The sequence below is a fragment of the Archangium violaceum Cb vi76 genome (assembly GCF_000733295.1).
Classification (GTDB): Bacteria; Myxococcota; Myxococcia; order Myxococcales; family Myxococcaceae; genus Archangium; species Archangium violaceum.
In genome coordinates this window covers 1-23,356 of sequence record NZ_JPMI01000128.1, presented here as the reverse complement: position 1 = coordinate 23,356, position 23,356 = coordinate 1, and the positions used below count along the sequence as shown (strand labels likewise).

The following is a 23,356-nucleotide window of genomic DNA, read 5'->3' as shown; positions in this document are numbered from 1 at the left end:
CTTCCTCTCCCGGACACCCTGGGAACGACCCTCACCCCCCGCCCTCTCCCAGGGGGGAGAGGGAGCCTGCGCGACTCAGGTCTCGTACGCCGTCTGCTCGAAGACGATGATCTTCTTCGACTGCGGGAAGAGGATGACGTTGAGCCGGAACCAGCCCGACGCTCCGGGAGCCACCAGGCGCGTGTAGTAGTGCGTCATCACCTGCACGTTCTCCACGCCATTGCCATACGTGGAGAGGATCTGCGCGTGGAGCGGCTGGAACTCCGAATACAGATAGCCGTAGAGCTGGGCATACGTGAGCGTGGTGCCCGTGACGCCGCCGTAGGAATAGTCATAGTCCTGGATGCCGAGCACCGCCGCGTCCGCCTGGGCCAGGGTGGGCTCGCCCGAGTACGGCCAGGCGAAATCGAACCGGCGCAGCGAGCCCGACGTATACGAATACGCGGCCTCGCCCGTGGCCAGCGTCGACTGGAGCTGCGAGGAGATGGACTGCTCCGACAGCGTGAGCTGGTAGCCCGAGGGAGCCGGAGGCAGCGTGAGCGACGTGCACGCGCCACCCGCGCAGGACGTCTGCAGGCGGAACTGCTTGCCCGAGCCATTGCTGGAGCTCACCACCACGAGGTACTCGCCGCCCTGCGTCAGCGCCACCGACGACAGCTTGCTCAGCTGCCCATAGCCCGCGTCATCGTCCTGCGCGAGCACCGTGGTGCCATAGCTGCCGGCCGCGTTCCTCGGCCCGTACACGAAGAGGCCCGTGTCCAGGTACATGGAGCTGCCCAGGTGCGTCACCTCGAGGCCCACCAGCGAGTTGGCCGGCACCTGCACCTTGAACGAGTAGTACTGGGGGTTCGTGGTGAAGTACGTCTGCACCGCGCCGCCCAGGGTCACCGGGCCCAGGTTCGTGGTGGCGTCCAGGATGTTGCCGCTGGCCGGCGCCGGCGGCGCGTACAGCACGCCCTGGGCCTTCTCGCCCAATTCCACCGCCTGCTCCGTCCCGGCCACGTCACCACCACAGGCGGCCAGCATCGCCACCGGCAGCACGAGCAGCGTCTCCATCAACTTGCGACCCATCATCATCCACCTCGGGGTTGGGGGGTGCCGGGGTGTGGCATGGGTATTCGCGGAATTCAAGCAACATGGGAGAAACACCGCGATACTGGATGCATCGACCATGTGCCGGGAGTCCCCACCCGGGGAGGGCGCGAGGCTCAGCCGTGCTCGCGGTCCAGCTTGTCGAGCAGGGTGCGCGCCTGGACGTCCTCGGCCTGGTGGGCCTGGACCTCGGCGACCTCCTGCCAGCGGATCCACCCCTGGCTCGCGGCGTGGCGGGCGGCCGTCACGGTGTCATCCACGGTGAGCATCTCGCTGCCGGCGGCGCGGATGTCCGCGGCGATGAAGGCCAGCTCCTTCTCGCGCCCCGCGCGGTGCCACACGTTGCGGATGTAGACGCAGCGGATGCGGCCGGGGAACTCGCGGACGATGGTGCGGTAGTGCTCGGCGTCCTCCTGCCCGCTGTCGCCAATGAGGATGAAGGGCAGCGACTCGAGCGTGCTCATCAGCCCGCGGATCTTCTCCAGCTTGTGCCCGTGCCCACCGCCGGGCGCGAAGCCGGTACGGCTCAGGCCCCAGTCGCGCAACAGCAGCGGCCCGGAGGGAATCCGGTGCAGCCCGAGGAACTCGTCCAGGTGCTCGTAGAGGTTCCACGGGCTGGAGGAGACATAGAAGATGGGATTGAGGGCCGCGCCGGTGCTGCCCTGGTGGAGGGCCTCGTAGAAGGCATCCACGCCCTCGAAGGGCAGACGGGTGCGGTGCTCGGTGAGGAAGAGCGTCCAGGCGCGCTTGAGGAAGTTGGTGACGTTGGTGACGATGACGGTGTCGTCGATGTCGCTGATGACGCCGAACTGGGCCTCGGCGCCGGCGAGGAGCACGGGGGCGCGCACCCGCTCCACCCCCTCGGGCGAGGGCGAGAGCAGCTCCAGCTCCACGTCATTCCAGCCGGCCTTCGCCTCGGGGGGAGGCTCCACCCACAGCTCGAGGAAACCCTCCTCGTCGGTGGTGCCCTCCCAGCGGTGCTCACCCCAGCGGGCCAGCACGCGGGCGCGGGGAATCTCCACGGTGTTGTAGCGCTTCCACGAGGCGATGGCGCTGCCCAGCAGCGTGTGGCGCTTCCAGGGCGGACGCACGTGCCGGTTCTCCAGCACGCGGGCCTTGATGACACACTGGCGGGAGGAGCCGTAGCCGCGGTACGGCAGGATGCGCGGCGGACGCGCCAGCCCCAGCTTGCGCCGGACGCGCCAGCCCCAGGATTCGACGTTGTGCTCGACGTGGAAGGCGAGCCTGACGAGGGGATGTGGAGGCTTCCGGGACATGGCCGCCGGAGTCTACCAGCGGCTCGCGAGACTACTCGCCCGGATTGGCGGGGGGAGGGGCCGCTTCCGTCTTCTTCCCACCGAAGAGCCTGGAGGCGAGGGCGCCCAGGGCCAGCACCAGGGGGATGAGGGCCTTCTTGCCGGCGACGAGGAGGGCCACGAAGAACTTGCCGAACTTGGCGAGGACTCCCACCTTGGCCAGCTTGGCGGCGCCCACGCCGGCGCCACCGAGCACCAGGCCCGCGAGGCCGAACTCGGCGACCTTGTCGGTGCCCTCCTGGAAGTCCTCGTAGCGCGCGCCCGGGTTGAAGCGGGTGCTCTCGAGCAGCTTCGCCATGTGCGGCTTGCTCTGGGCGAGCCCCTCGGGGTCCACCACGAGGTTCATGGACACATAGCCGCGGCGGCCGAGCACGCGCGTGCTGTAGTTCACCGAGGTGCCATTGTCCGAGAAGGCCTCCAACGCCCAGATGAGGTGGTGACGGGCCTTGTCGTAGTGCGGGGCCTCGGACCAGTCCTTCACGTGCAGGGGCTTGAAGCCGCGCTCCACGCGCTCCTTGTTGGCCTCCTCGGTGCCCTCCTGGATGGCGGTGAGGAGCTCCTGGGCGTCGATCTTCTCGTCGTCCTTGATGTAGCCCTCGTCCTCGTAGCGGACGATGACGACCCACGACGAGGACTCGTCCTTGGACGTCACCACGCCGAGCAGGTTGTCGTTGTGGAAGGAGCCGTTCATCTCGAGCAGCTTCGCGGCCTCGGCCTTCTCGAGGAAGACGTGCTCCTCGGGCAGGTCCAACGTCAGCTCATGGCCGAGCTCCACCTGGCGGGGACCGGGCTGCCAGTTGAACGCGGGCCCGGACTCCTCCTGGGCCACGGGCTCGGAGTCCTGCGAGGGATGGGGGGCGGCCCACACCAGCAGGGGCAACAGCACGGCGGCGACAGTCCAACTCCAGGCGATGCGCATCGCTCGGCCTCTCTTCAGGCGACAGCGGGGAGATGGCGGCGCGGTATAGCCGTCCGGGACGGGCGGACACAACCCACCCCCCCGGTAGACACGGGCGGAGGAAGACAGTCCCGGGAGTGGGACTCAGGAGGGCTTGCGAGCGAGGAGCACGCGGGGATGGAGGAGGAGGGCGGCGGCCTCGCGGACGGTCCAGTAGACGCGATCGACGAAGCGCAGGTTGCGCTCGGTGAGGAAGGCGGGGCTGGTGGCCACCTCGAAGCCGTGGAGGCGGAAGTACTGGCGGGCGCGCAGGAGGTGGTAGGGGTCGGAGACGACGAGGACACGCCGGGCGCCGAGCGAGCGCAGCAGCGCGGAGGAGAAGCGGGCGTTCTGCTCGGTGGAGTGGCTCTGCTCCTCGAGGAGACAGGCGTCGGGAGGGACGCCGAGGCTGACGGCGAGGTCGCGCATGACGTGGGCCTCGGCGGGAGGGTTGACGCCCACGCCGCCGGAGAAGAGGAGCCGGGGTGCGAGTCCCTGGTGGTAGAGCTCGACGGCCTTCTCGATGCGAGCGCGGAGTGCGGGAGAGGGCTGGCCGCCGGGGAGGACGCGGGCGCCGAGCACCACGAGGACATCGGAGGGGACGGCGCGCTCGTGCTGGCCGAAGCGGTCCACCACGAAGGCCACGCCATAGAGGCCGAAGGTGGCGACACCGAGGCCCACGAAGAGCCATTTGCGGAAGGCACCAGGCCCCTTCCGGAGAGCGAGCGGAGGCATGGGGCGCAGGCTACGTCATGGGTGGCCGCATGTCCGGGAGGAGGTTGGGCACGACCCAACGGGACGTCGCCGACCCTACTGGCCATATTCGGAGTAGACCCATGTCCATGGATGGACTACTGCTCGAAGAACTCTCCAGGCAGCATTTCCCAAATCCTCCAGCCTCACCGTCTCAAATCGAAGAATTCGAGCATCGCGCCGGCTGGCGGCTGGATCCGGATCTGCGTGCATTCTACCTGCACTGCAATGGCGCACGCCTCTTCAAGCGCGATGATGAAATCTATCGCATCCTTCCCCTTTCCGAGATTGTCCGAGCCAGGGTGGCCATTCTTGGGAGGGACTCAGACGACCATGGACCCACCTCCTGGTATGTCGTCTGCGACACAGGGGATGGAGACTACGTCGCGCTCGATACGAGCACGGCCGAGAACGGGTGCTACCCACTGCTCGATTGTTTCCACGAGACGTTCACGGAGCCAGGGAGTAACAAGCCCATCGCCCGCTCGTTCTCCGACTTCCTCGAGCGCGCCCTGCGCAGCGGTGGCCGCCTCTACTGGCTGAAAAGGGACTGAGTCCTCTACAACCATGGGGCTGTGGGGGTGAACAATGCGCGCTGACTCATCAAGGGTGAAGGGGACGGGGATGCTGCTTGCCCTGGCCCTCCTGTCCAACGCCTGTGTATCGCTGACGCCACCGCCTGGCCCGGGGCGGCACCTGCGCTACACTCCGCAAGGCACCACCGGGCCCTCTGTAGCCGGAGGGACGGGCGAGAAGTCGCCGCTCGTCCTCGGCTCCCAGCCACCCAATCATCCTGGGCCCGAGGCACCTGCCGACGCGACTGTGTGGCGGAACGCGCTCGCGGCCCACCTGGCCTTTCGTAAGGGCGTGGGCGAGGTGTCCGAGTACACCCACCGCATCTCCGGCGAGATCTCCAGACTCAGGGCCAGCGACCTGGGCATCGCAGGTGCGGGCAACGGCCTCTTCGTCCGCTACGTCGATCATGGCGAAGCGCAGCTGCGGTGGATTGACGCCGAGCTCTCCGCTACCACGCAGCTCGCCGCCGAGGCGTCGGAGGTGGAGGACCCGGACATGCAACTCGCCCTGCTGCGCCTCGCGGGCCCGCGGCTGGAGGCCGCCATGATGGGCTCCCTGCTACTGGCCGTTTGGGTTGACTTGCTCCACCTCACCGACGCCGCGCTCTCCCGGCGCCTCTACAGCGTGGAGACGCTGTACGTGAAGCTGGAGCACTGGCAGAAGATGCTGGAACCCTCCATGTCCGCCCTCGCTTCCCTGGAGCCGGAGCAGGTGGAGTCAGCGGAGGAGGACATGCCCGCCCTGGTAGGCCACCTCACCGAAGAGCTGTCCGCACTCCTCGAGGCCATACACAAGGGGGGCGAAGGTCCTCGAGACGGCGCTGGTGCTGAAGGAGTCCCTGGAGGCGCTCACCACACTGTCGGCGCTGAAGTTCACACTGCCCGCGCTGCGCGCGGCGACTCCCGCCGTGCTCGGCGTGAACCTCATGGTGGGCCCCAACGGGGTGATGATGGGGACGCGGCTGGTGGTGTCCGCCGAGTGGGTGGAGATGATGCGTCAGTTGGTGCGCGCGGGCGTCCTCTCCCTGCCCGCCGTCAGCGCCGCGGTGCGGATTCAGGCCGGCCAGGTGATGATGGCGCAGGGGCACGACGACCTCCCGAGGGGCGTGCGCGACGCACTGGGCGATGCGCCCGAGGTGCGGGCCATGCGCGTGACGGGCAAGACAGGCGCCGGTATGGCCGAGCCGCCACGTCACCACGTCATGCCGAAGGAGCACCGCGCGTGGTTCGAGAAGCGCGGCTTCACCGGCAAGATGAGCATCGAGAGGTTCTGCGTCACACTTCAGCAGGCCACCCACCAGGCCATTCACGGCGGTGGAAACTGGAAGCTGGGGCGCCAATGGCCCGGCGAGTGGAATCAGATGCTCATGGATGCGCTGCTCAAAGCGGAGTCCAGGGCCGGCCAGATGTTGACGCGGAACACGATCCTGGAGATCGTCGCGAAGCGTATGAGGTTCTACGACATCCCGATGAACTTCGTCCGATGTCGAGGGAAGTGAGCGATGACCGACGGACGATCCTGGGAGGGTCACTGGAGGGTGCGCTTGTACGAGCGGGTCCGCGAGCGGGGCTACGACTCGCTCACCGCCTTCGCCGAGGCACGCCCCACCGCTTCGCTGGTGGCGCTGGCCGAGGAGCTGGGGCCGGACGACATCGCGGGCGTGCAGGTGTTCGGCGGACTGTTGGCCGAGGCGGAGCGGCGCAAGCAGCTCACGCGCCTGGTGCGCAGCCTGCTCGTGCGCGAACTGGCGGAAGCACTCCCCAACGGCTGGCCGGCCGTGCTGGACGACGCCCATCGCCTCAAGGTGGCCGTGGCGCTCGGTACATGGTTTTCCTACACGCCTGAAACCCATAAGCAGCGCGTTGACGAGGTCGGTGATTTGCTCCTCGCCACGCCGCCTCCTCCTGGATGGCTCCCGCGCGGGCCCGATGACGAGCTGCTGCTCACGCTCCTCCCCGACGAAGAAGCCTGAAGTACAGGGTCATGACCGTTCCACCCGGTTACGCCGGAGGGCACTTCCCCCCGCTCAGGGCAGGTTGGCCAGCGTGCCCCGGTCCGCGAAGAGGGCGCCGAGGAGCGTGGCGGACTCGTGCAGCGACTCGACCCGGAGCTCCGGCAGGGGGATATCCGCCAGTTCCATCGGGAAGGGCCGGTAGCCGAACGCCTGCTCGATGAGCCGGGCCAGCGTGTCCGCGGAGTCCTTCGCCTCTCCGTCAGGCGTGAAGTCGAGCCGCGACCGGATCGCCGTCGTGTCGGGACCTGGCCACTGCGTGGTCACGTAGACGAGGTACAGCGGCGCGAGGATGGAGACGGCCCCCACCACCCGGGTCATGGCACGGCCACCCTCTGGCAACGGCTGCTCCAGATACACGCAGCAGCGGGAGCAGGCATCCAGCGAGGGATGCGTCACATCCCAGACCTCGTGCCCGGGGAAGGCGGACCGTGCGCACGCCAGCAAATCATCCCATGGCTTCCAATCCTCCCAGGTCTGCTCCCGGAGCACGCGCCACCGCTGATACTCGGGCGTCCGCCGATAGGCGGGCTCGGGCGCCTCATCGTCGTCCTCCCACGCGGGGTAGCCCGCCGGGTAGTAGTGCCGTGCAATGCGGAGGAGCTCCGCGGCCCGGGGGTCCTTCATCGCCTCGGGACTCGGACGCGGCCTGGCCTCCCCCTCGCCCCTGCCCTCCTCTCGCGCGGCGAAGTGCACCTCGCAACTCCACGACACCCACCCGGCCCCGTGCGGCTTCAGCTCCAGGGAGACGCGCACCGTGCGCGCCGAGGTACCTGCCAAAGGTCTCCGGGATTTCTTCCCGCGCCACGCGGCGGACGATTGCAGCGCGCTGCTGCTCATCCTCTGTTTCCAGCAGCGCGTGAAGGGACGTGCCCAGCTCTGGAGTCAGGAGATCGCCGCCGCGCCGATTCCCGAGGAAGTGTGGGAAGTAGACCTTGAACGCCTCCAGCCCGGGGTCCTTGAGGGCCCCGACCTTCGGAAAGAGCTGAATCGGCCGCTTCTTGCCGTCAGGCCCGACGGCGTCGATGTGAAGCGGTTGCGTGAGGGCCTTGTAGGTCTGACTCGGCGCTTTCATGGAGGAGCTTCGCCTTGCCCGAGGGTGCGAAGTCGAGAGGCAAGCAATACCTGGCTTTGTTGCATGTCCACCAGAAACCACCCCACTTATTACGTCACTCTGGACAAGGCGACGGTTGGCGTGGTGTACCCTCTACCATGAGCGGAACCAAGATCGCCATCAAGGTACTGACATGGTCAGACCTGTCGTTCTTCAAGGTCCACTCGATGCGCTCCAACCAGCGAGCGATCAGTCTCCATCACGAGATCTTCATCGAGAGGTTCTACCCTGGGCTCCAGCTCTCTCATGGCCAAGTGCTATTTCCCTTGCTCATCGTTGGCCCCGGAGCAAGGCCAGCGCACCGGCTGACACGAATGGCAATGCGCTCGCTAGGTTCAGGGAACTGGCACATCAAAGGTGAGTCCATCCATGAACCGGAGGAGGAGCCGGGTCGCTATGGCAAGCTCGTGGAGAATGATTTCGCCATCATGGCCTTCGAGGGGAACGAACGGCCACGAGCCGTGACGCTCACCCTCGTATCGGCTGCTGAGGATGCCGAGTTGCACGCGGTCATCGCCCAGCACCTCGAACTTCCCGCCAAGCACGCCATGCTCAAGGTATCGGAGACATCCCTGGCCCATCTGCGCGCCAGCACCACGGGCGCATACCCGGATAGGCAGCACCCACTCGATGCATTCATCTCTGGCGACACGATCGAAGATGTCCTCTTCGGCACCGACGCTCCCACCTCTACCGGTGCACACGCTCCCAGCCAGACGGACATCCTCTCACCCGAAGACTGGCACAGGCGCCTTCTCGCCGCCGATGAGACTCGTCAGCGAGGAGAGGAACTCTTCGGAGCTTGGCTCACCGCCACTGGGCATGTGGGTGACGACTTCCAGTGGGTTTCGCAAGCACTCCCACGCTCGGCATACGACTACGAAGTACACTCAGCCAGATGGATCTCGGGTGCACCACCTGTCTTCCTCCATGTGAGGGCGACGCGCGCGTCTTTCGAGCGGCCAATACACATGACACTCTCCGAGCTGCTCTTCGCGGCAACAAGGGAGAACTGCCGTATCGCGCGCCTGTACGATATCGAGAGCGCAACACCCAAGCTCCGCATCCTGACCGGCATCCAGGCGGTCGCCGAGCGCCTCATCGAAACGCTCAACGCGCTGCCGGAGAGAGTCGCGGCTGACAGCCTACAGCTCGACCCAGGGCTATTCGCAGTCGAGTTGCAGGTGAAGCTCCAAGAACACCCATGACCAGCATGGTGCTCGTCCAGCCACTACGGCTCCGATGGCACCTTCAGCACCTCCCGCAGCCGCGTGGGAACGGGCTCATCGAGTCTCCACATGACGGTGATGGGCTCCTCGCCTTTCCAGGACTCGAAACGCACCGGGCCACAGTAGATGAAAGGGGCCGCGTTACCGGAGCGCAGCTTCTTCTCCGCACGCACGAACAGGTGCACGGACACCCCCTCCGCCACGTGGTTCCTCAGAAGCTGTCCGTGCTTCCCTTGCTGAGTCGTCCGGTTCTGGCTCTGCCATTGAAACAGGCTCGGTGAGATGAAGTGGTCCGCGTACTGAAAGCTCTCCGCCATCGTCCGCTTCTCGAGCGTCACCAGCAGGAACACTTGCCCGTGTTCCGCGAACGGAACGAAACCCGTGTGCCAGCGAGCCTCGGAGAACTCCAATCCAAAGAACGGAGGGATCTGCTCACGCAAGTACTCCTGCCACCGCTTGAGCTTCGCCGCCTTGGGCTTTTCCCCTGAACGCGGCTTGCGGTCCTCGTCCAGTTGCTCGTCGGCGACCACACCCGGGTTGACCCGCGGACGGCTGCCCCGGGGTGGGGTGCTCCGTGAAACCGCACCCGACTCGGGGGCGATCCTCGCGACGAAGCGCCGCCACAGGTACTCGGCGGCCTCTTGGCTCGTCATCCGCTCTGGATCGAGATGCTCCATCGCCGAGCCGAAATAGGCCGCGCTCATCAGCGCCCGCAGGTGGAGCCCCTGCTCATCAGGAGCCACCGCGAGCACCTCGTTGAACTGAGTATCCTGCTCGAGGCTGAACCCCGTTCCCTCCGCGTAACCCATCTGCAGTCCGGCCCCCAGCGAGGAGTCGAGCCAGAGTTTCGCGCTGGAGAGCTTGTTCCCGTCGACGTACACCTCCGCGACGAACTTCAAGGAGTGAACCTGCAGGAACTCGGTGTCGAACCGCGCGTCGGAACGCTCGAGCGCCGCGAGACCCTCCTCGAAGTACGCGCGGATGCCCTTGAAGCTCTCCTGCATGAACCGGCGGATTTCGAGGTCGGTCACCTTCGTGGGGAGACGCGGAACGAATGGAGCCGGCGACGTCGCTCGTGACGAGGCTGCCGCGGGAAACACCGGATGATGGGGCGCGGCCCGGTGATGCGCGGCTCCCGGATACGATGGCGCCTTCTCGGGTTTCGCGCGCCGGTTCGTCACGCTCTCCAGAAGCCTCTTGCGCGCCGTCTCCTCGTCCCCAAGTCCCACGAGGTCGATATAGAGGATGGAGCGCAACAGGGCGGGAGGTTCACAGGGGGCGACTCGCACGGGAATGACCCTGCGCTGCATCGCGGTGGGGTCCGAGGCCATCCCCGCCGTCCACTCGGCCCTGCCGTAGTCCGACTGAACATAGGCGGGCGTGAGAATGGCGATGATGCGCTCGCACTTCGCCAGGCCCTCTTCCATGGCGAGGACGAAGTTGGAACCCGGGCGGAAATCCCAGGTGTCCAGCACGACGGAATAGCCCGCTTCCTCGAGCACCCATGCCACCCAGTCCGCCCACGCTTTGTCGACTCGGGTGTAGCTGATGAAGAAATCCGTCATGAACCGCTGTGGCCCCCTCGAAGACCCCCTGAGTCCTCAACCGGGGATCCACCCCAGTATATCCTGTTACCCGCGCTCCGCTCCGGCGGGAAGGACCTCGCCGACCACTCATGGGTGGCCGAGCCCCTGGCCTTCCATGGGCGCGGCGAGCACATCCCCAGCGAATGACGCTTCGCTGGCAGTGCCCCTCATCAGGCGATGTCGTAGGAGCGAGTAGGCACCGCGCTCGGCAAGAGCACGTCCCACTCCTTCTGAGTTCCGAGCGTTCCGAGAGACGCGCTCAGGAACTCACGGCCCTACCTCGGATATTGGCGGCCGGGGAGCTGGACGTAAACGTCCAACAACTGCCCGTTGAGAATGGCGGCGTCGGCGCCGCGATACACCACCTTGGAGGGATCGATCTCGGCCCCGATGGGCTTGTCGATCTCGTACGTCAGCACCCCGAACTTCTTCGTCGGCTCCCTCTCGCTCACGACGACCGCACAGATAGGGGACGGGACGATGCCGCGTGTCGGGTAGAGCGCGTCGAGGTAGATCCGGTCGAACCGCACGTAGAACCGCTTCTGGAACACCTTCGCCTCACCCGTCACCCGGTAGCTCCGCTCATCTTTGGGCAGGAACATCCATCCCTCCATGGGTCCACTCTTGACATTGAGCATGCCCGGGCTCGCCTCAGTGCCAACGTCCACCCCCGTCACCAACTCGACATCCGTGAAGGGCATCTGCGCGAAGCCCGCCCGCGCGGCAGTCTGACGGGCTTCGGGAGGGCACTGCTCCAGGAAACCTCCAGTATCGGGGCGCACCGGTGCCCCCGAGCAGGCCAGGAATTGCACCGAGGCGGCACACAGCAGCGCGTGGGTTTCGCGGAAGGACTTCGGTGGGGTGAAGAGCAAGGCTTCGCATCCTTTCTCGGAAGGCGCTGGTGGAACCAACGCAGTGGATGCCGCGCCGGAACACACCGCCTCCAGGGCGGACGCGAACACCGTGCGGCCGAAGCCCCACGCTATCCCGATCAGGAGCAACACGACGGCGAACACGGCGAGTCCCCTCCGCATCCCGGAAGGCCCCCCGGCGTCCCGCTCCTCGCCACCCGTCCCAGCGACAGAGGCCGCCGGAGCGGCGCTCTCGGACAATGGGGGTGACTCGGAAACCTCCCGCGTGCCCGTCGCCTCCTCGGACTGGGACGCTCCGGGTGGAGCCGCTGCGCCCTCCTCCGTGGCGAAGGCATACGGCTCCGTCCAGGCCTCCGTGTCCCCTTCGCCGTCCAACAACCGCATCAACTCCTCATGGACGGCCCGGGCGCTCGGGGGCCTTTGCGCCGGGTCCTTGGCCAGGAGCCTCATCACCAGGCTGCTCAGGCCCGGCGGTACACGGGGCTCCAACTGGCCGGGCTCCACCGGCGGGACGAACTCGATGGCGAGCAAGAGCTTGTCCAACGGCAAGCGCGGGTTGAAGGGGTGGCAATCCGTGAGCGCCTCGTAGAGCAGGGCGCCGAAGGCGTAGAGATCCGCCGCGGGACTCGCGGGAAAGTGCGCGCCCTCCTCCCACGTTCCCCCTCGCAGGAAGGCGGCGACCTCGGGCGGCATGTTGTGGAACGTCACCGGCGGGAGCTCGCGCGTCAGCGTGTACGCCCCGGGCAGGAACACCGCGCCGAAGTCGATGAGGAACGGCTTGTCATCGCCCTCCCCCACCAGGACGTTGTCGGGCTTGATGTCGCGGTGGCACACGCCGCGCTCGTGCAGCTCCGCCATCACCAGGAGCAGCTCGACCAGCACCCGGATGAAGCGCCTCAACGGAGCCTGCGTCCTCCAGCGCCACGTATTGAAGGTGGAGCCAGGGACGTAGTCGGTGACGAAGAAGAAGTGGCCCCCTTGCAATTCCGGCCAGCGGCCCAGCTCGCGGACGGTCAACAGGTTGGGGTGCCGGAAGTGCCCCAGGGAGATCGCCTCCCGGAAGGCCCGCTCGTCTTCCCGGGCCTCGTCCTCGTCCCCCGGTGGGCGGGCCGCGATCTTCAGCGTGTAGAGCTGTCCCCCGTGATCCACCAGGAAGACGTTCGCGAAACCACCGCTCCCGAGGCGGCTCACCACCCGGTAGTGCCGCACCATGTCTCCGGGTTGAATCAGATCCGGATGGAAGAGCTTCGTCATGGAGGCAGCCTCCAGTCCTGGAGGTGCAGTGTCCGGGGACCGTCCTCCTCCAGGGTCAATGACAGACACCCGGCCCCTTCCGGAAGCCAGGCCGCCAGGGTGTGGCGTTGCTCTCGTGGCCCAGAGATGACGGAGGTGACGACGACGGGGAGCGCCACATTCGCCCGCGTGCGTTCCTTCCAGCATCCCGCCTCCACCCGGGCCCGGCCAAGGCGCCATGGACGGAGGGGTCGCGTCTTGGACCTGACCGTCACCGTGACGAAGAGACGTCTACGCTCCATCCGGAGAACGGATTCAAGCCGCCCCTCGACCTCGCCAGCGCGTGTGAGCATCAGGCCCTCGCCGGGCATGACGAGCGACGGCCCCGGGCCCGCCCCCGGCTCATGGCTCGCGAGCAGCATCCCCGCCACCGTGCCCGCCTCCCCCTCCGCCGCGGCCTCCGGCGCCCGGGGCTCGCTCATCCCGAGGGACACCTGGACCTGCACGTCCACCTCGTCTTCCCGGGTGACGAGCACCAGCGTCAGCGCTCGGGGCTCGCCGGCCTCCGTCCGCCCCGTCACCGGCAGCAGCACGCGCTCTCCCCGCGCCAGGTCGCGCACGGGCACCACCACCAACGAGCGCGCTCCCACGGGAAGCACCACGAGGCGCTCGCCCAGCTCGGGCGTCAGGGCCACGCGCGGTTCGAGCAGGCCCTCGAAGTCCAACAGCGTGGACACCCGCGCGGCCACGTAGAGCACGGGCGGCGCTCCTTCCGGGTGTCCCGCGACGAGCACGGTCCCCTGCCGCGTCTCCCGCGCCGTGGCCGCCGTGGACAGGAGGAGGACCCAGAGCAGGACGGACCAGGGACGTGGGCGCACGCGGACTCCATGGGGAGGGCCGCAGGGTAGAGGAGCCCGCCTGTCCGGGCAAGGACTGCTCGACCTGCCCGGTCGCCCTGGCTCACGTGACTCGCGCCATCACCTCCGCTCCACCGCCCAGGGCGTTCCTTCCGTCTTCGACTGTGCACGCGCCTGGTGCTCCGGGCGGCGCGCGGCTCGCAGGCTCCTTCCTTCAGCCGTCCGCTAGAGAGGCACGCTCTCGGGACGGCTCGTGAAGAGCGCATGAAAGAGCGTGGTATCAGGCGGCTCCCGTCGCTCCACGATCAGCGGGATTCGGGACTCGGCTATTTCGCGAGGGAGGGCCTCTACCCCGAACAGCTCCTCGAGCTTCCTGGCAACGACCTCCGCGGGAGCCCGCATCTCAGGTGGCAACGGATCGAAAAAGACCCTCCGAGCGATCCATTCCCGACCTTTGTAGTCGTACTGCACGCCATAAACCGTATACACAGGTGCCAGAATGCTGACGCAGCCGACAACGGCCCAGCAGCGAGACCGAGGCTCATTCTCCGGGTCCTCAGACACGAGTTGCTGGTCCGCATAGACGAGACAGCGGAAGCAGGCATCAACGGTGGCTGTAGCATCCCCGATCTTCAAGTGGGGCAACGCTGCCCGGAGTTCGTCATGGAGCACCCACCACTCATCGATCTTCTCGAGCTTCTCTTCTCACAACCCCTGGAATCTCTCCAGCTCGGGGCTCCTCTCCAGCTTGCCATCGAACTCATGGTCCGAACGCCAGTAGTTCCGAGCAACAGAAAGCAGGTATTCCGCTGAAATTGACATAGGTTCAGAGGTCAACCCGGAAGGGTTTCGTCTTCTTTTCAGATGCCAGGACAACGCTCCCCATCCGCGTGCGCATCCATCAAGGTCGGCAAGGAGCCAGCAGGCAGCACCGTTCCCCGCCCATTCAACCCGAGAGGCCGGGCCCCGGCTCGGGGAGCAGGTGGATGGAGTAATGGTCGAGATGGCGGTGATACAGCGCCACATGACGTCTGCCCGCGATCACCATGAAGGCACTCTGGAGCGGCTCGGGCTGCCCCTTCAACCACGCCTCCGCCTCCCCGCGCGTCTCGAAGGAAGGAAGGGTGCCGGGAAGAACCGCCTGCTGAAGCTGCTCGCGGTAGCCCTCGAGGATGGGATGAGGAAAGAGCTGCCGGTCATCGACTTCTCGGACATGCATGACGATGTGGTACTCGTCCGCGATCAGAACGAAAGTGCCGTGAGGAGGCGCGGGGTGATGCCGCAGCCAGACATCCGCTTCTTCGCGGGTCTTGAAAGCCGCCACCGCGTAGGGTGGAGCCTCCTTGCGGAACTGGAGGTAGTCCTCGAACGAGTGGACCGTGCCGGTCTCCGAGATGAACATGAGCGCCGCAGCGGCGACCCTGAAGAGTTCCTTTTCCTCAGTGGACTGAGCACGCCGCAGGGTCCGCCCGAGGAGACCCTGCACTTCAAGCATGAGTTCGTGGATGGTCATGACGACACCGCCGCGAGGTGAGGAGCCATCGAAACCCGCCTCAGGCCGTGTAGCCCCGCTCGCGCAGCGCGGCGAGCAGCTTCTGCTTTCCCTCTTCCGACACCACGCGTCCATGCGCGGGAGCGACGTGCGAGAAATCGAGCGCGGCAATCCGCTCGATGGACTCCTGAAACGCAGCTCGATCCTTCACTTGCTTCAGGAACAGGCGGCTGACGCCCAATCGGCGATACGTGCCGAACAGATGCAGTATCAGCCAGGGGCCAATGCCTCGTGACTGTGATTCGTCGATGTTGAAGACCAGGTCGCTCACGAGCAGCACCCTCGAGCGGTGGTGCAGGAACACGCTCTCGTTGAAGTCAGGCATTCCTCGAAGGGCCACGTGACGAAGCTCGTCGTCGTATGGCCAGGCGTCCACTCCCAGGATTCCGTGCCACGAAAGCTCGGGGAACTTCTCCTTGATGCCCACCGGGCCCCAGAGGCGTGCACGCGGGTGGGCCGCCGCGGCGGCCTTCATTCCGCCGCCATGCAGGAGGTTGGGCGCGATGATGTCGGTGACCTCTCCCATGTCACGCAGCTGCGCTTCGGTGAGTGTAGAGGCCGGGGACCAGAGCACCCGTGCCCGCTCGAGCTCGATGAGGCTCGTGCGCACCGGAAGCTTCATGAGCGGCATCTGGAGCTCGACTTCGATGAACCTCAAATGGTCGAAGGTCATGGCCTGGAAACTCGCACAACCACCAGGCGGACGCTCGGTAAAGCGTGATCCTCGGGCTTCGTCCAGCAGATGGACCCCGCAGCAGCCGAGCAACTCCGGGTGGCCGGACATGACCGCCGAGGCCATCTTCTGGTCAACCCCCATGGCTGGAGAGGATACTCCGCCCGAGAACGACTCCCTCGGCCCCTACATGGCGGGATGACCCCGGCTCACGTGACTCGCGCCATCACCCCCCCCAGTCACGCCTCCTCTGTGTCGATCAGGCCAGTTCGGGCGGCGTAGTTCCTCGCTGTCACCACGGCGAGCATGATGTCTCCAGATTCGGGAAAGACCTTCTCCGCCAACTCGGCGAGTTCCAAGGCCTTCACCAACGATTCCCGGGTGTTCTCTCCTGTCCAGAGGTCGAGCAGTGCCGTCCACGACTCCTCGACCAGCTTCAATGCCCCCGCCGCCCCTTCTTCATAGAGCTTCTCCGCCTCTCGAGGAGCATTGCGGAAGGTATCCAGGAAGTGAGCAAGCTCCAGAATCGCGACGGGATTGCGCTTCGAGCCGCGGACCGCCTGCTCCAGAAGCCGCTGGATCTCCGCAAAGGCCGCATCCGCGTTCACCCCAACTTCCTCGTTCAGCAACAGCAGCCGGGCGAGTTCCAGGAGATTGGGCGTGAACGCGGGACATTCCCTGGCCACTGCGCGCAGCAGGCTCAACTGCTCCGGGCTGGCCTGATTGGCCCCTCCGATGGCTCGGGCCTCCTGGAGTTTCGCCTCCAGCTCTTCCAAACGCGGATGTGTCACGGTGTCACCTCATTTCACCAACAGGTCGGGGAACTGCCCAGAGCAGTTTCTTCTCCATCATCGACTCCGCCCGGGCCTCCATCATGGGACGGCCAGGAGCCAGCCGAGCAACCCCGGGGTAGCCGAACGTGACCGCCGAGGTCATCTTCTGATGACCTATGGCTGGAGTCGACCTGTCCCATCCTCCCGTGGAGAAGTTGCCCCTCAAGGACTTCCGTGAGGCCGTCGACGCGCGGCTCGCGGCTCTCTCCCCCGAGGAGCTGCGCGCCCTCCTCCGCCTCCTCGCCAGCCGCGTCCCTTCCTCCGAGCGGCTCGCCTTCCTCCACTTCCTCCGCGCTCCCCTCGACCCCAGCGCCCACGCGGCGCTCCCTTCTCATGCGCTGCTCGAGGACATCTCCGAGCTGGCCCGCTCCCTCCCGGAGAAAGCCAGGGAATGGGAAGACTTCTGGCCCGAGAACGACTCCCTCGGCCCCTACGCCGGGTTCCTCGAGCCCCTCACCTCCCTCTTCCAGCGCGCCCAGGAAGCCTCCGAGCGCGGCCACCATCCCCTCGCCCGCGAGGCCTATCGCGCCCTCTTCTCCCTCCTCCAATACACGGATGACGAGGGCCGCGGCCCCGGCCCCGAGCACCTCTCCCACGTCGACTTCCCCGAGGCCCGCGCCCGCTACCTCCGCGCCGTCTACTTCACCACTCCCCCCGCACAGCGCGCCCCCGTCCTCCTCGAGGAGATGTTCTCCCTGCGCCAGCTCCTCCCCCACCCTCACCGGCCCCTCGTGCAGGAGTGGCTCGACATCTCCTCCGAGCCCCTCCCCGGCTTCGAGCTCTTCCTGCGTGACTGGAGCGCCCTCCTCCGTCAGCAGGAGGGCCCCGAGGCCGATGCCTGGCTGCGCGAGGCCATCCGCCTCTCCCAGGGCACCCGCGGCCTGCGCGAGCTCGCCTTCTCCGAGCCCTCCCGCCACCCCCGCGCCTTCGTGGAGCTCCTCTCCGCCCTCGAGCGCGAGGGCCCACCGCTCGCCGTGCTCACCACCGCCCGGGAGGCCCTCGCCGTCCTCCCCGCCTCCCTCCCCCTGCGCGCCACCGTCGCCACCTTCCTCGCCTCCGCCGCCGAGCGCCTCGGCCAGCCCGACACCGTCCGCTCCGCCCGCTGGGAGGCCTTCGTCTCCCAACCCACCCTCTCCCGCCTCCTCGAGCTCCGCGACACCTTCCCCTCCGAGTCCGAACGCGAGCCCCTCCTGCGCCGGGCCGCCCGCCACCTCGAGTCCGTCCTCCAGCAACCCCGCGCCCCCTCCGGCTCCATGGCCGCCCTCCCCGACGCCGAGGACTCCCTCGACGTCCCCGCTCATGTCGATCGCCGGCTGCTCGCCCAGGCCTGGTTGCTCGCCCATGACTGGGAGGCCGCCCACGTGCTCGCCGCGAAGGAGAACGCGCTCGGGTGGACGTTCGGCGACAACCCCCAGGGGCTCGTGGTGCCCGCCTTCCTCGTCCTCCTGTCTGGCCAATCCCTCTCACGGCTGCCCCGCAACGTGGACGCGCTCTGGCGTCAGGCGCTCGAGTCCGGCACCCGGGCCGGCGCCTGGTACTCGGGCGGCGCGCGCCACGACGAGGCCCTCGGCGAGCGGCTCGCCCGCGCCTATGCCGAGGCCCTCCCCGCCCTCACCCTCGAGCCCGCCGAGCGGGAGCGGCTGCTCGAGTGGTGTCTGGAGCTCGCCCGCAAGCGCTCGAGCACCATCGTCAGCCGCCAGCACCGGCGCAGCTACGGCAAGGCCGCCCGGTTGCTCGCCGCCGCGGCCGAGGTCCTCTGGCTGCACGGCGAGCAGGCACGCGGCAACCTGCTGCTCGCCGGCTTCCGAGAGGGATTCCGCCGCCACCGCGCCTTCCAGGCCGAGCTGGATGCGGCCGTGGGCTCCACCCCCAAACGCTGACGGCCTGCCGCGTCTCCCCTCCAGGCGCTATCCTGCCCTCCGCATGCGCGCCTCCCCCCGCTCCAGCCCCGCCCCCGATGGCTTCGACGCCGTCCTCGGGGAGACCGTCCGGCACATGGAGGCGCGCGTGGCCCATGTCGCCACCAGCGCGGGCTTCATCGCCACCGCGTTGGTGCTCGTCGCCTGGTTCGCCGGCTCGCAGATTCCCTCCATCATCCTCCGCGCCACCGTGGGGTACCTCCTCTGGTACTCCTGTGTCTCGCTGCTGCTGCGCACCGGCCGCTTCCGCCCGTGGATGCGCTACGCCTCCTCGCTCGTCGACGTGTCCATGGGCACCGTCGTCGCCCTGCTGGACCTGGGCGTCAACGGCCCCGTCTTCGCCCTGTCCGCCGGCGGGCCCGCCCTCTACGCCGTGGGCGTCGCCTTCGCCACCCCCCGGCTCCAACCCCGCCTCTGCCTCTTCGCCGGCCTCGCCGCCGCCACCCAGCTCGTCGCCGTCATCCACTTCGTCCTGCGCCCCGCCGCCTCCCCGGAGATGCTCGCCACCGGCGCGTATGACTTCTACGTCACCCTCGCCAAGGCCGTCTTCCTCGTCACCATGGGCGCGCTCGGCATGGTGGCCAGCGGCTCCATGCGCTCCTTCCTCATGCGCCTCACCGAGAGCGCCGTGGAGCGCGAGCGCGTGCGCGGCCTGCTGGGCATGCACGTGAGCGAGCAGGTCATGGAGCACCTGCTCTCCGGCAACCTCCCCGAGGGCGGCGAGCGCCGCGCCGTCACCGTCTGCTTCACCGACATCCGCGGCTTCACCCGGCTCGCCGAGTCCCAGCCCCCCGAGGAGACGCTGCGGCTGCTCAACCTCTACTTCGGGCGCATGTGTGAAATCGTCGCGGCCCACGGTGGGCTGGTGAACAAGTTCCTCGGGGATGGGATGCTCATCGTCTTCGGCGCGCCCACGCACCAGCCGGACGACGCGCGCCGCGCCCTGGCCGCCTCGCGCGAGATGCTCGCCGAGGCCGCCCGCATGCGCGAGCAGGGCGAGTTCCCCGGCCTGAGCATCGGCGTGGGCCTGCACCGCGGCGAGGCCGTCGTGGGCAACGTGGGCGGCGCCCAGCGCCAGGAGTACACCGTCATCGGCGACACGGTGAATACCGCCTCGCGCGTGCAGGATCTCACCAAGGCCCTGGGCCGCTCCCTGCTCCTCACCCGCGAGTGCCGCGAGGCCCTCGGCGGGGAAGAGTCCCTCGAGCCGCTCGGCGCCCATGTGGTGAAGGGCCGGGTCCAGCAGCTCGAGGTGTTCGGCGTGCCCGAGCGAGACTCGCGCCAGGCCGCCTGAACGACCCTCACCCCCCGCCCTCTCCCAGAGGGAGAGGGCGCATGCGCAACCCGGCATTGACCGCCAGCCGACAGCCCTACCGCACCACCGTCCCCTGTCCTCCAGGGGCCCTCCCGGAGCATGACTCGTCCCCATGGCGGCCGGAACGTGTCGCGAGCCGCCGGGGGGAGACACATGGCCGAGACGCGCGTGGGTGGGGCTCGCATCCGTTATGACGACGTGGGGCAGGGAGAGCCCACGTTGCTCTTCATCCCCGGCTGGTGCACCAGCCGCGAGGTGTTCCGCAAGCTCGTCCCGTGGTGCTCCATGCTCCACCGCGCGCTGGTGGTGGACCTGCCCGGCCACGGCGAGTCCCAGCAGCCCGGCCCCGACTTCGACAACACCGCCGTGGTGGACACCCTGCGCGCCGTCATCGACGCCAGCGGCGCGCGCCAGGTGGTGCCCGTGGCCCTGTCCCACGGCGGCTGGTGGGCCCTCGAGCTGCGGCGCCAGCTCGGCTCGCGCATCCCCGCCCTGGTGCTCCTGGACTGGCTGGTGCTGGAGCCGCCCCCGCCCTTCCTCCAGGCCGTCCAGGCCCTCCAGTCCTCCCAGTGGAGGCAGGCCCGCGATGGGCTCTTCTCCCTGTGGCTGCAGGGCGTGAGCTCGCCGGACGTCGTGCGCTTCGTCCGCGACGACATGGGCTCCTTCGGCGAGGACATGTGGAAGCGCGGCGGGCGGGAGATAGAGAAGGTGTACTCGCGCTACGGCAGCCCGCTGGAGGCGCTCGCCACCCTCTCGCCCCCCGTCCCCACCCTCCACCTCTACGCCCAGCCCGAGGACAAGGCCTGGCTGGAGGCCCAGGGCTCCTTCGCCTCCTCGCACCCCTGGTTCCAGGTGCAGAAGCTCCCCGCCCGCAGCCACTTCCCCCTGCTGGAGCTCCCCGAGGACATGGCCGCCCGCATCGGCCGGTTCCTCGACTCGACCCTGGGTACCCATCCTGCCAGGTTGGCCCCCCCGCCCACTTGATTCCAACCCCCTCGGGGAGTTAGTTAGTTAGCACTAGCTAACCAATCAACGAGTGGAGTCATGGGGCGTCCCCGACAGGTCCTGGACGAGGAGATTCTGGTAGCGGCCCGGGCGTGTTTCATCGAGCACGGTGCCTCGGTGAGCACGGAGGTCATCGCCGCGCGTCTGGGGGTGTCGGGGCCGGCGCTGCTCAAGCGGTTCGGCACCAAGCGGGAGCTGCTCAAGGCGGCGTTCTCCATCGGGCAGGCGCCGCCGTGGCTGCCCCTGGTGGAGGAGGGGCCGGACGAGCGCGAGCTGACGGTGCAGCTGAGGGAGATCGCCGAGGCGATCGACACCTTCTTCCGGAGGATGGTGCCGGCCTTCGCGGTGCTGCGCGAGGCGGGCCTCACGCCCGAGGAGTTGAGGGGTGGCGAGGACAAGCAGGGGTCCGCCCCCGCGCGCGCCTTCCTGGCGATGGCGGGCTGGTTCCGCCGGGCCCGGGAGCAGGGCCGGCTGCGCGAGGGAGACCCCAGCGTGATGGCCAGCCTCTTCCTGGCGGGCCTGCAGTACCGCCACTTCCTGGCCCACATGACGAACGAGACCGTGCCCACGGAGGCGGAGGATCCCTGGTTGGATCGCATGGTGGACACCTTCTGGCGCGGGGTGGCGCCCGGGACGGGCAATGGGAAGCGGAGCCGCTGAGCCGAGGGGCCCGCGCGTGCTCGTCACGGGGGCCTCGGGCAACGTGGGCGCGCCGCTGGTGGAGCACCTGGTGGCCGGTGGTGCGCGGGTGCTGGTGGCCTCGCGCGAGGGGAAGCGGGCTCCCGAGGGGACGCGGGCCGTGCGCTTCGACTTCGAGGATGCGGCCACCCATGCGTCCGCGCTGGAGGGGGTGGAGAAGCTGTTCCTCCTGCGTCCGCCGACCGTCTCGGACGTGAAGCGGCACCTGCTGCCCGTGGTGCGCGCGGCGAAGGACGCGGGCGTGCGGCACGTCGTCTTCCTGTCGCTGCTCGGGGTGGAGAAGAACCCGAGGATGCCCCACGCCCACGTGGAGCGCTTCATCCTGGAAGCCGGGCTGCCGCATACCTTCCTGCGCCCCAGCTTCTTCATGCAGAACCTGAGCACCACCCACCGCGACGACATCCGCGAGCACCACGAGATTTTCGTCCCCGCGGGGAAGGGGCGCACGGGCTTCATCGACGCGCGGGACATCGCCGCCGTGGCCGCGCGGACGCTGCTGGAGGACGGACACGAGGGCAAGGCGTATGACCTCACCGGCGCCGAGGCCCTCACCTACGCCGAGGTGGCCACGCTCTTCACCGAGGTGCTCGGCCGGCCCATCCGCTACCCGGAGCCCGGGGCGCTGCGCTTCGCCCTGCGCTGGTACCGGCGGAAGCAGCCCGTTGCCTTCATCGCGGTGATGACGGGCATCTACACCGTGTGCCGGTTGGGGCTCGCGGGGACCGTGACGCCCGAAACCCAGACACTGCTGGGACGAGCACCCATCTCCATGCGTCAGTTCATCCAGGACCACCAGGCCTGTTGGATGTGACGGCCCGGGCTTCCTCCGGAGTCTCGAGCAGGTAGCGCTGGCGCTGCTCCGGCGTCAGGCTTCCGGTAACGGCCTCGCGCAGCAGGGCCTGGAGCAGGGCCGTGCCCACCGTCCAGAGGCGCACCGTCCCGTCCTCCCCCACCGAGAGCACCCGAGCCCCGTCCACGCTGAACGCCGCGCGCTCCATTCTTCCCTCGGGTCCACCGAGCACCAGCGGCTCCCCCGTCCCATCCGCCCGCCACACCCGCGCCGTCCCGTCCTCGGAGGCCGTGAGCACCCGCTGCCCGTCCGCGCTGAAGGCCGCGCGCTCCACCCGCCCTTCATGGCCCTGGAGCACCACGGGCTCGCCCGTGCCGTCCGCCTTCCACACCCGCACCGTTCCGTCCCGTGAGGCCGTGAGCACCCGCCGTGCGTCCGCGCTGAAGGCCGCGAGCTCCACCTGCGCTTCCGGACCCATGAGCACCACGGGCTCGCCCGTGCCGTCCGCCCGCCACACGCGCACCGTCCCGTCCTCGGCCACGGTGACCACCCGCTGCCCGTCCGCGCCGAGCTCCGCGGCCCTCACTCCTCCCGTGTGACCCGCGAGCACCACGGGCTCGCCCGTGCCGTCGGCCCTCCACACCCGCGCCGTCCCATCCTGCGACCGGGTGAGCACCCGCTGCCCGTCCACGCTGAACTCCGCGGACCACACCTCTTCCTCATGGCCGCGCAGCACCACGGGCCCGCTCGCACCGTCCACCCTCCACACCCGCACCGACCCTTCCTGGGACTTGGTGAGCACCCGCTCCCCGTCCGCGCTCAGCTTCGCGGGCCACAGCATCGCCAGGTAGCCCTGGAGCACCACGGGCTCGCCCGTGCCGTCCGCCCTCCACACCCGCACCGTCCCCGCCCTCGAGGCCGTCACCACCCGCTCCCCGTCCGGACTGAAGGCCCCGGCTCCCACCTCTCCCTCCGGGCCCGCGAGCATCACCGG

General features: G+C 68.3%; 23 protein-coding genes. 11 read left to right on the top strand and 12 right to left on the bottom strand.

All coding sequences use genetic code 11. The features are described from left to right. Positions 1–75: 75 nt before the first annotated feature. The 4 genes from Q664_RS18840 to Q664_RS18825 form a co-directional block, all read right to left on the bottom strand. Positions 76–1,077 carry a hypothetical protein gene (locus Q664_RS18840; protein ID WP_235216767.1) on the bottom strand — a complete coding sequence of 334 codons (1,002 nt, stop codon included), beginning with the start codon at positions 1,075–1,077 and terminating at the stop codon, positions 76–78. Between the two features lie 131 nt (positions 1,078–1,208). Further along, positions 1,209–2,369 (bottom strand): App1 family protein, encoded by a 1,161-nt coding sequence (locus Q664_RS18835; RefSeq protein ID WP_043397190.1) that lies wholly within the window; start codon positions 2,367–2,369, stop codon positions 1,209–1,211. A gap of 31 nt (positions 2,370–2,400) precedes the next feature. Further along, on the bottom strand, positions 2,401–3,327 hold the full coding sequence (locus Q664_RS18830) for a DUF2167 domain-containing protein (RefSeq protein ID WP_052518340.1): 927 nt from the start codon (positions 3,325–3,327) through the stop codon (positions 2,401–2,403). Positions 3,328–3,450: 123 nt separating this feature from the next. Further along, positions 3,451–4,080: a YdcF family protein gene (locus Q664_RS18825; RefSeq protein WP_043397188.1), complete on the bottom strand. Its 630-nt coding sequence runs from the start codon at positions 4,078–4,080 to the stop codon at positions 3,451–3,453. Between the two features lie 101 nt (positions 4,081–4,181). On the opposite strand from Q664_RS18825, the gene Q664_RS18820 reads away from it, so the two are divergent. From Q664_RS18820 to Q664_RS18810, 3 genes are all read left to right on the top strand, one after another. After that, positions 4,182–4,652, top strand: coding sequence for an SMI1/KNR4 family protein (locus tag Q664_RS18820; RefSeq protein WP_043397186.1), 471 nt, complete (start codon positions 4,182–4,184; stop codon positions 4,650–4,652). An 845-nt stretch (positions 4,653–5,497) separates the two neighbouring features. Next, entirely contained in the window at positions 5,498–6,172 is a 675-nt protein-coding gene (locus Q664_RS61005) for a TIGR02269 family lipoprotein (RefSeq protein ID WP_235216766.1), read from the top strand. Positions 6,173–6,175: 3 nt separating this feature from the next. Further along, positions 6,176–6,646 carry a hypothetical protein gene (locus Q664_RS18810; RefSeq protein ID WP_043397184.1) on the top strand — a complete coding sequence of 157 codons (471 nt, stop codon included), beginning with the start codon at positions 6,176–6,178 and terminating at the stop codon, positions 6,644–6,646. A gap of 54 nt (positions 6,647–6,700) precedes the next feature. Here the strand turns inward: Q664_RS18810 and Q664_RS18805 are convergent, their stop codons facing one another. Continuing rightward, positions 6,701–7,465 (bottom strand): hypothetical protein, encoded by a 765-nt coding sequence (locus tag Q664_RS18805; protein WP_043397181.1) that lies wholly within the window; start codon positions 7,463–7,465, stop codon positions 6,701–6,703. On the opposite strand from Q664_RS18805, the gene Q664_RS59170 reads away from it, so the two are divergent. Both Q664_RS59170 and Q664_RS18800 read left to right on the top strand, forming a co-directional pair. Continuing rightward, positions 7,443–7,901, top strand: coding sequence for a hypothetical protein (locus Q664_RS59170; protein ID WP_160174443.1), 459 nt, complete (start codon positions 7,443–7,445; stop codon positions 7,899–7,901). The two genes, Q664_RS18805 and Q664_RS59170, sit on opposite strands and share 23 nt — an antisense overlap. Continuing rightward, positions 7,898–9,007 (top strand): hypothetical protein, encoded by a 1,110-nt coding sequence (locus tag Q664_RS18800; protein WP_043397179.1) that lies wholly within the window; start codon positions 7,898–7,900, stop codon positions 9,005–9,007. Before Q664_RS59170 ends, Q664_RS18800 begins: the two co-directional genes overlap by 4 nt. Positions 9,008–9,030: 23 nt before the next feature. On the opposite strand, the gene Q664_RS54125 is transcribed toward Q664_RS18800, so the two are convergent. The 3 genes from Q664_RS54125 to Q664_RS18785 all read right to left on the bottom strand — a co-directional run bounded on the left by Q664_RS54125 (position 9,031) and on the right by Q664_RS18785 (position 13,597). Next, positions 9,031–10,593, bottom strand: coding sequence for a DUF3427 domain-containing protein (locus tag Q664_RS54125; RefSeq protein ID WP_063934718.1), 1,563 nt, complete (start codon positions 10,591–10,593; stop codon positions 9,031–9,033). A gap of 296 nt (positions 10,594–10,889) precedes the next feature. After that, complete coding sequence (locus Q664_RS52320; protein ID WP_052518339.1) at positions 10,890–12,740, bottom strand: serine/threonine protein kinase; 1,851 nt, start codon at positions 12,738–12,740, stop codon at positions 10,890–10,892. Continuing rightward, the gene (locus Q664_RS18785; protein ID WP_043397177.1) at positions 12,737–13,597 is read right to left on the bottom strand and encodes a DUF2381 family protein; all 861 of its coding nucleotides are present in this window, start codon (positions 13,595–13,597) and stop codon (positions 12,737–12,739) included. Before Q664_RS18785 ends, Q664_RS52320 begins: the two co-directional genes overlap by 4 nt. 243 nt (positions 13,598–13,840) lie before the next feature. Between Q664_RS18785 and Q664_RS59165 the strand changes: the two genes are divergently transcribed. Continuing rightward, on the top strand, positions 13,841–14,389 hold the full coding sequence (locus Q664_RS59165; protein ID WP_160174442.1) for a hypothetical protein: 549 nt from the start codon (positions 13,841–13,843) through the stop codon (positions 14,387–14,389). 133 nt (positions 14,390–14,522) lie between these two features. Here the strand turns inward: Q664_RS59165 and Q664_RS18775 are convergent, their stop codons facing one another. The 3 genes from Q664_RS18775 to Q664_RS18765 all read right to left on the bottom strand — a co-directional run bounded on the left by Q664_RS18775 (position 14,523) and on the right by Q664_RS18765 (position 16,592). Next, a complete protein-coding gene (locus Q664_RS18775) occupies positions 14,523–14,978 on the bottom strand; it encodes a head protein (protein ID WP_152622193.1) in 456 nt (151 codons plus the stop codon). A 151-nt stretch (positions 14,979–15,129) separates the two neighbouring features. Next, on the bottom strand, positions 15,130–15,801 hold the full coding sequence (locus Q664_RS18770) for an MBL fold metallo-hydrolase (RefSeq protein ID WP_043397169.1): 672 nt from the start codon (positions 15,799–15,801) through the stop codon (positions 15,130–15,132). Between the two features lie 239 nt (positions 15,802–16,040). Next, positions 16,041–16,592, bottom strand: coding sequence for a hypothetical protein (locus Q664_RS18765; RefSeq protein WP_152622192.1), 552 nt, complete (start codon positions 16,590–16,592; stop codon positions 16,041–16,043). Positions 16,593–16,750: 158 nt separating this feature from the next. Here Q664_RS18765 and Q664_RS59160 point away from each other — a divergent pair, with 158 nt between their 5' ends. From Q664_RS59160 to Q664_RS18740, 5 genes are all read left to right on the top strand, one after another. Then, a complete protein-coding gene (locus tag Q664_RS59160) occupies positions 16,751–18,514 on the top strand; it encodes a hypothetical protein (RefSeq protein ID WP_052518337.1) in 1,764 nt (587 codons plus the stop codon). 43 nt (positions 18,515–18,557) lie between these two features. Continuing rightward, on the top strand, positions 18,558–19,847 hold the full coding sequence (locus Q664_RS52315) for an adenylate/guanylate cyclase domain-containing protein (RefSeq protein WP_160174441.1): 1,290 nt from the start codon (positions 18,558–18,560) through the stop codon (positions 19,845–19,847). Positions 19,848–20,021: 174 nt separating this feature from the next. After that, positions 20,022–20,852: an alpha/beta fold hydrolase gene (locus Q664_RS18750; protein WP_043397166.1), complete on the top strand. Its 831-nt coding sequence runs from the start codon at positions 20,022–20,024 to the stop codon at positions 20,850–20,852. Positions 20,853–20,912: 60 nt separating this feature from the next. Then, a complete protein-coding gene (locus tag Q664_RS18745) occupies positions 20,913–21,533 on the top strand; it encodes a TetR/AcrR family transcriptional regulator (RefSeq protein ID WP_052518335.1) in 621 nt (206 codons plus the stop codon). Positions 21,534–21,549: 16 nt separating this feature from the next. Then, a complete protein-coding gene (locus tag Q664_RS18740; protein WP_043397163.1) occupies positions 21,550–22,383 on the top strand; it encodes an SDR family oxidoreductase in 834 nt (277 codons plus the stop codon). On the opposite strand, the gene Q664_RS18735 is transcribed toward Q664_RS18740, so the two are convergent. Then, positions 22,352–23,356, bottom strand: a 1,005-nt coding sequence (locus Q664_RS18735) for a WD40 repeat domain-containing protein (RefSeq protein WP_043397160.1), incomplete at its 5' end; no start/stop codon positions are given. The genes Q664_RS18740 and Q664_RS18735 overlap by 32 nt on opposite strands.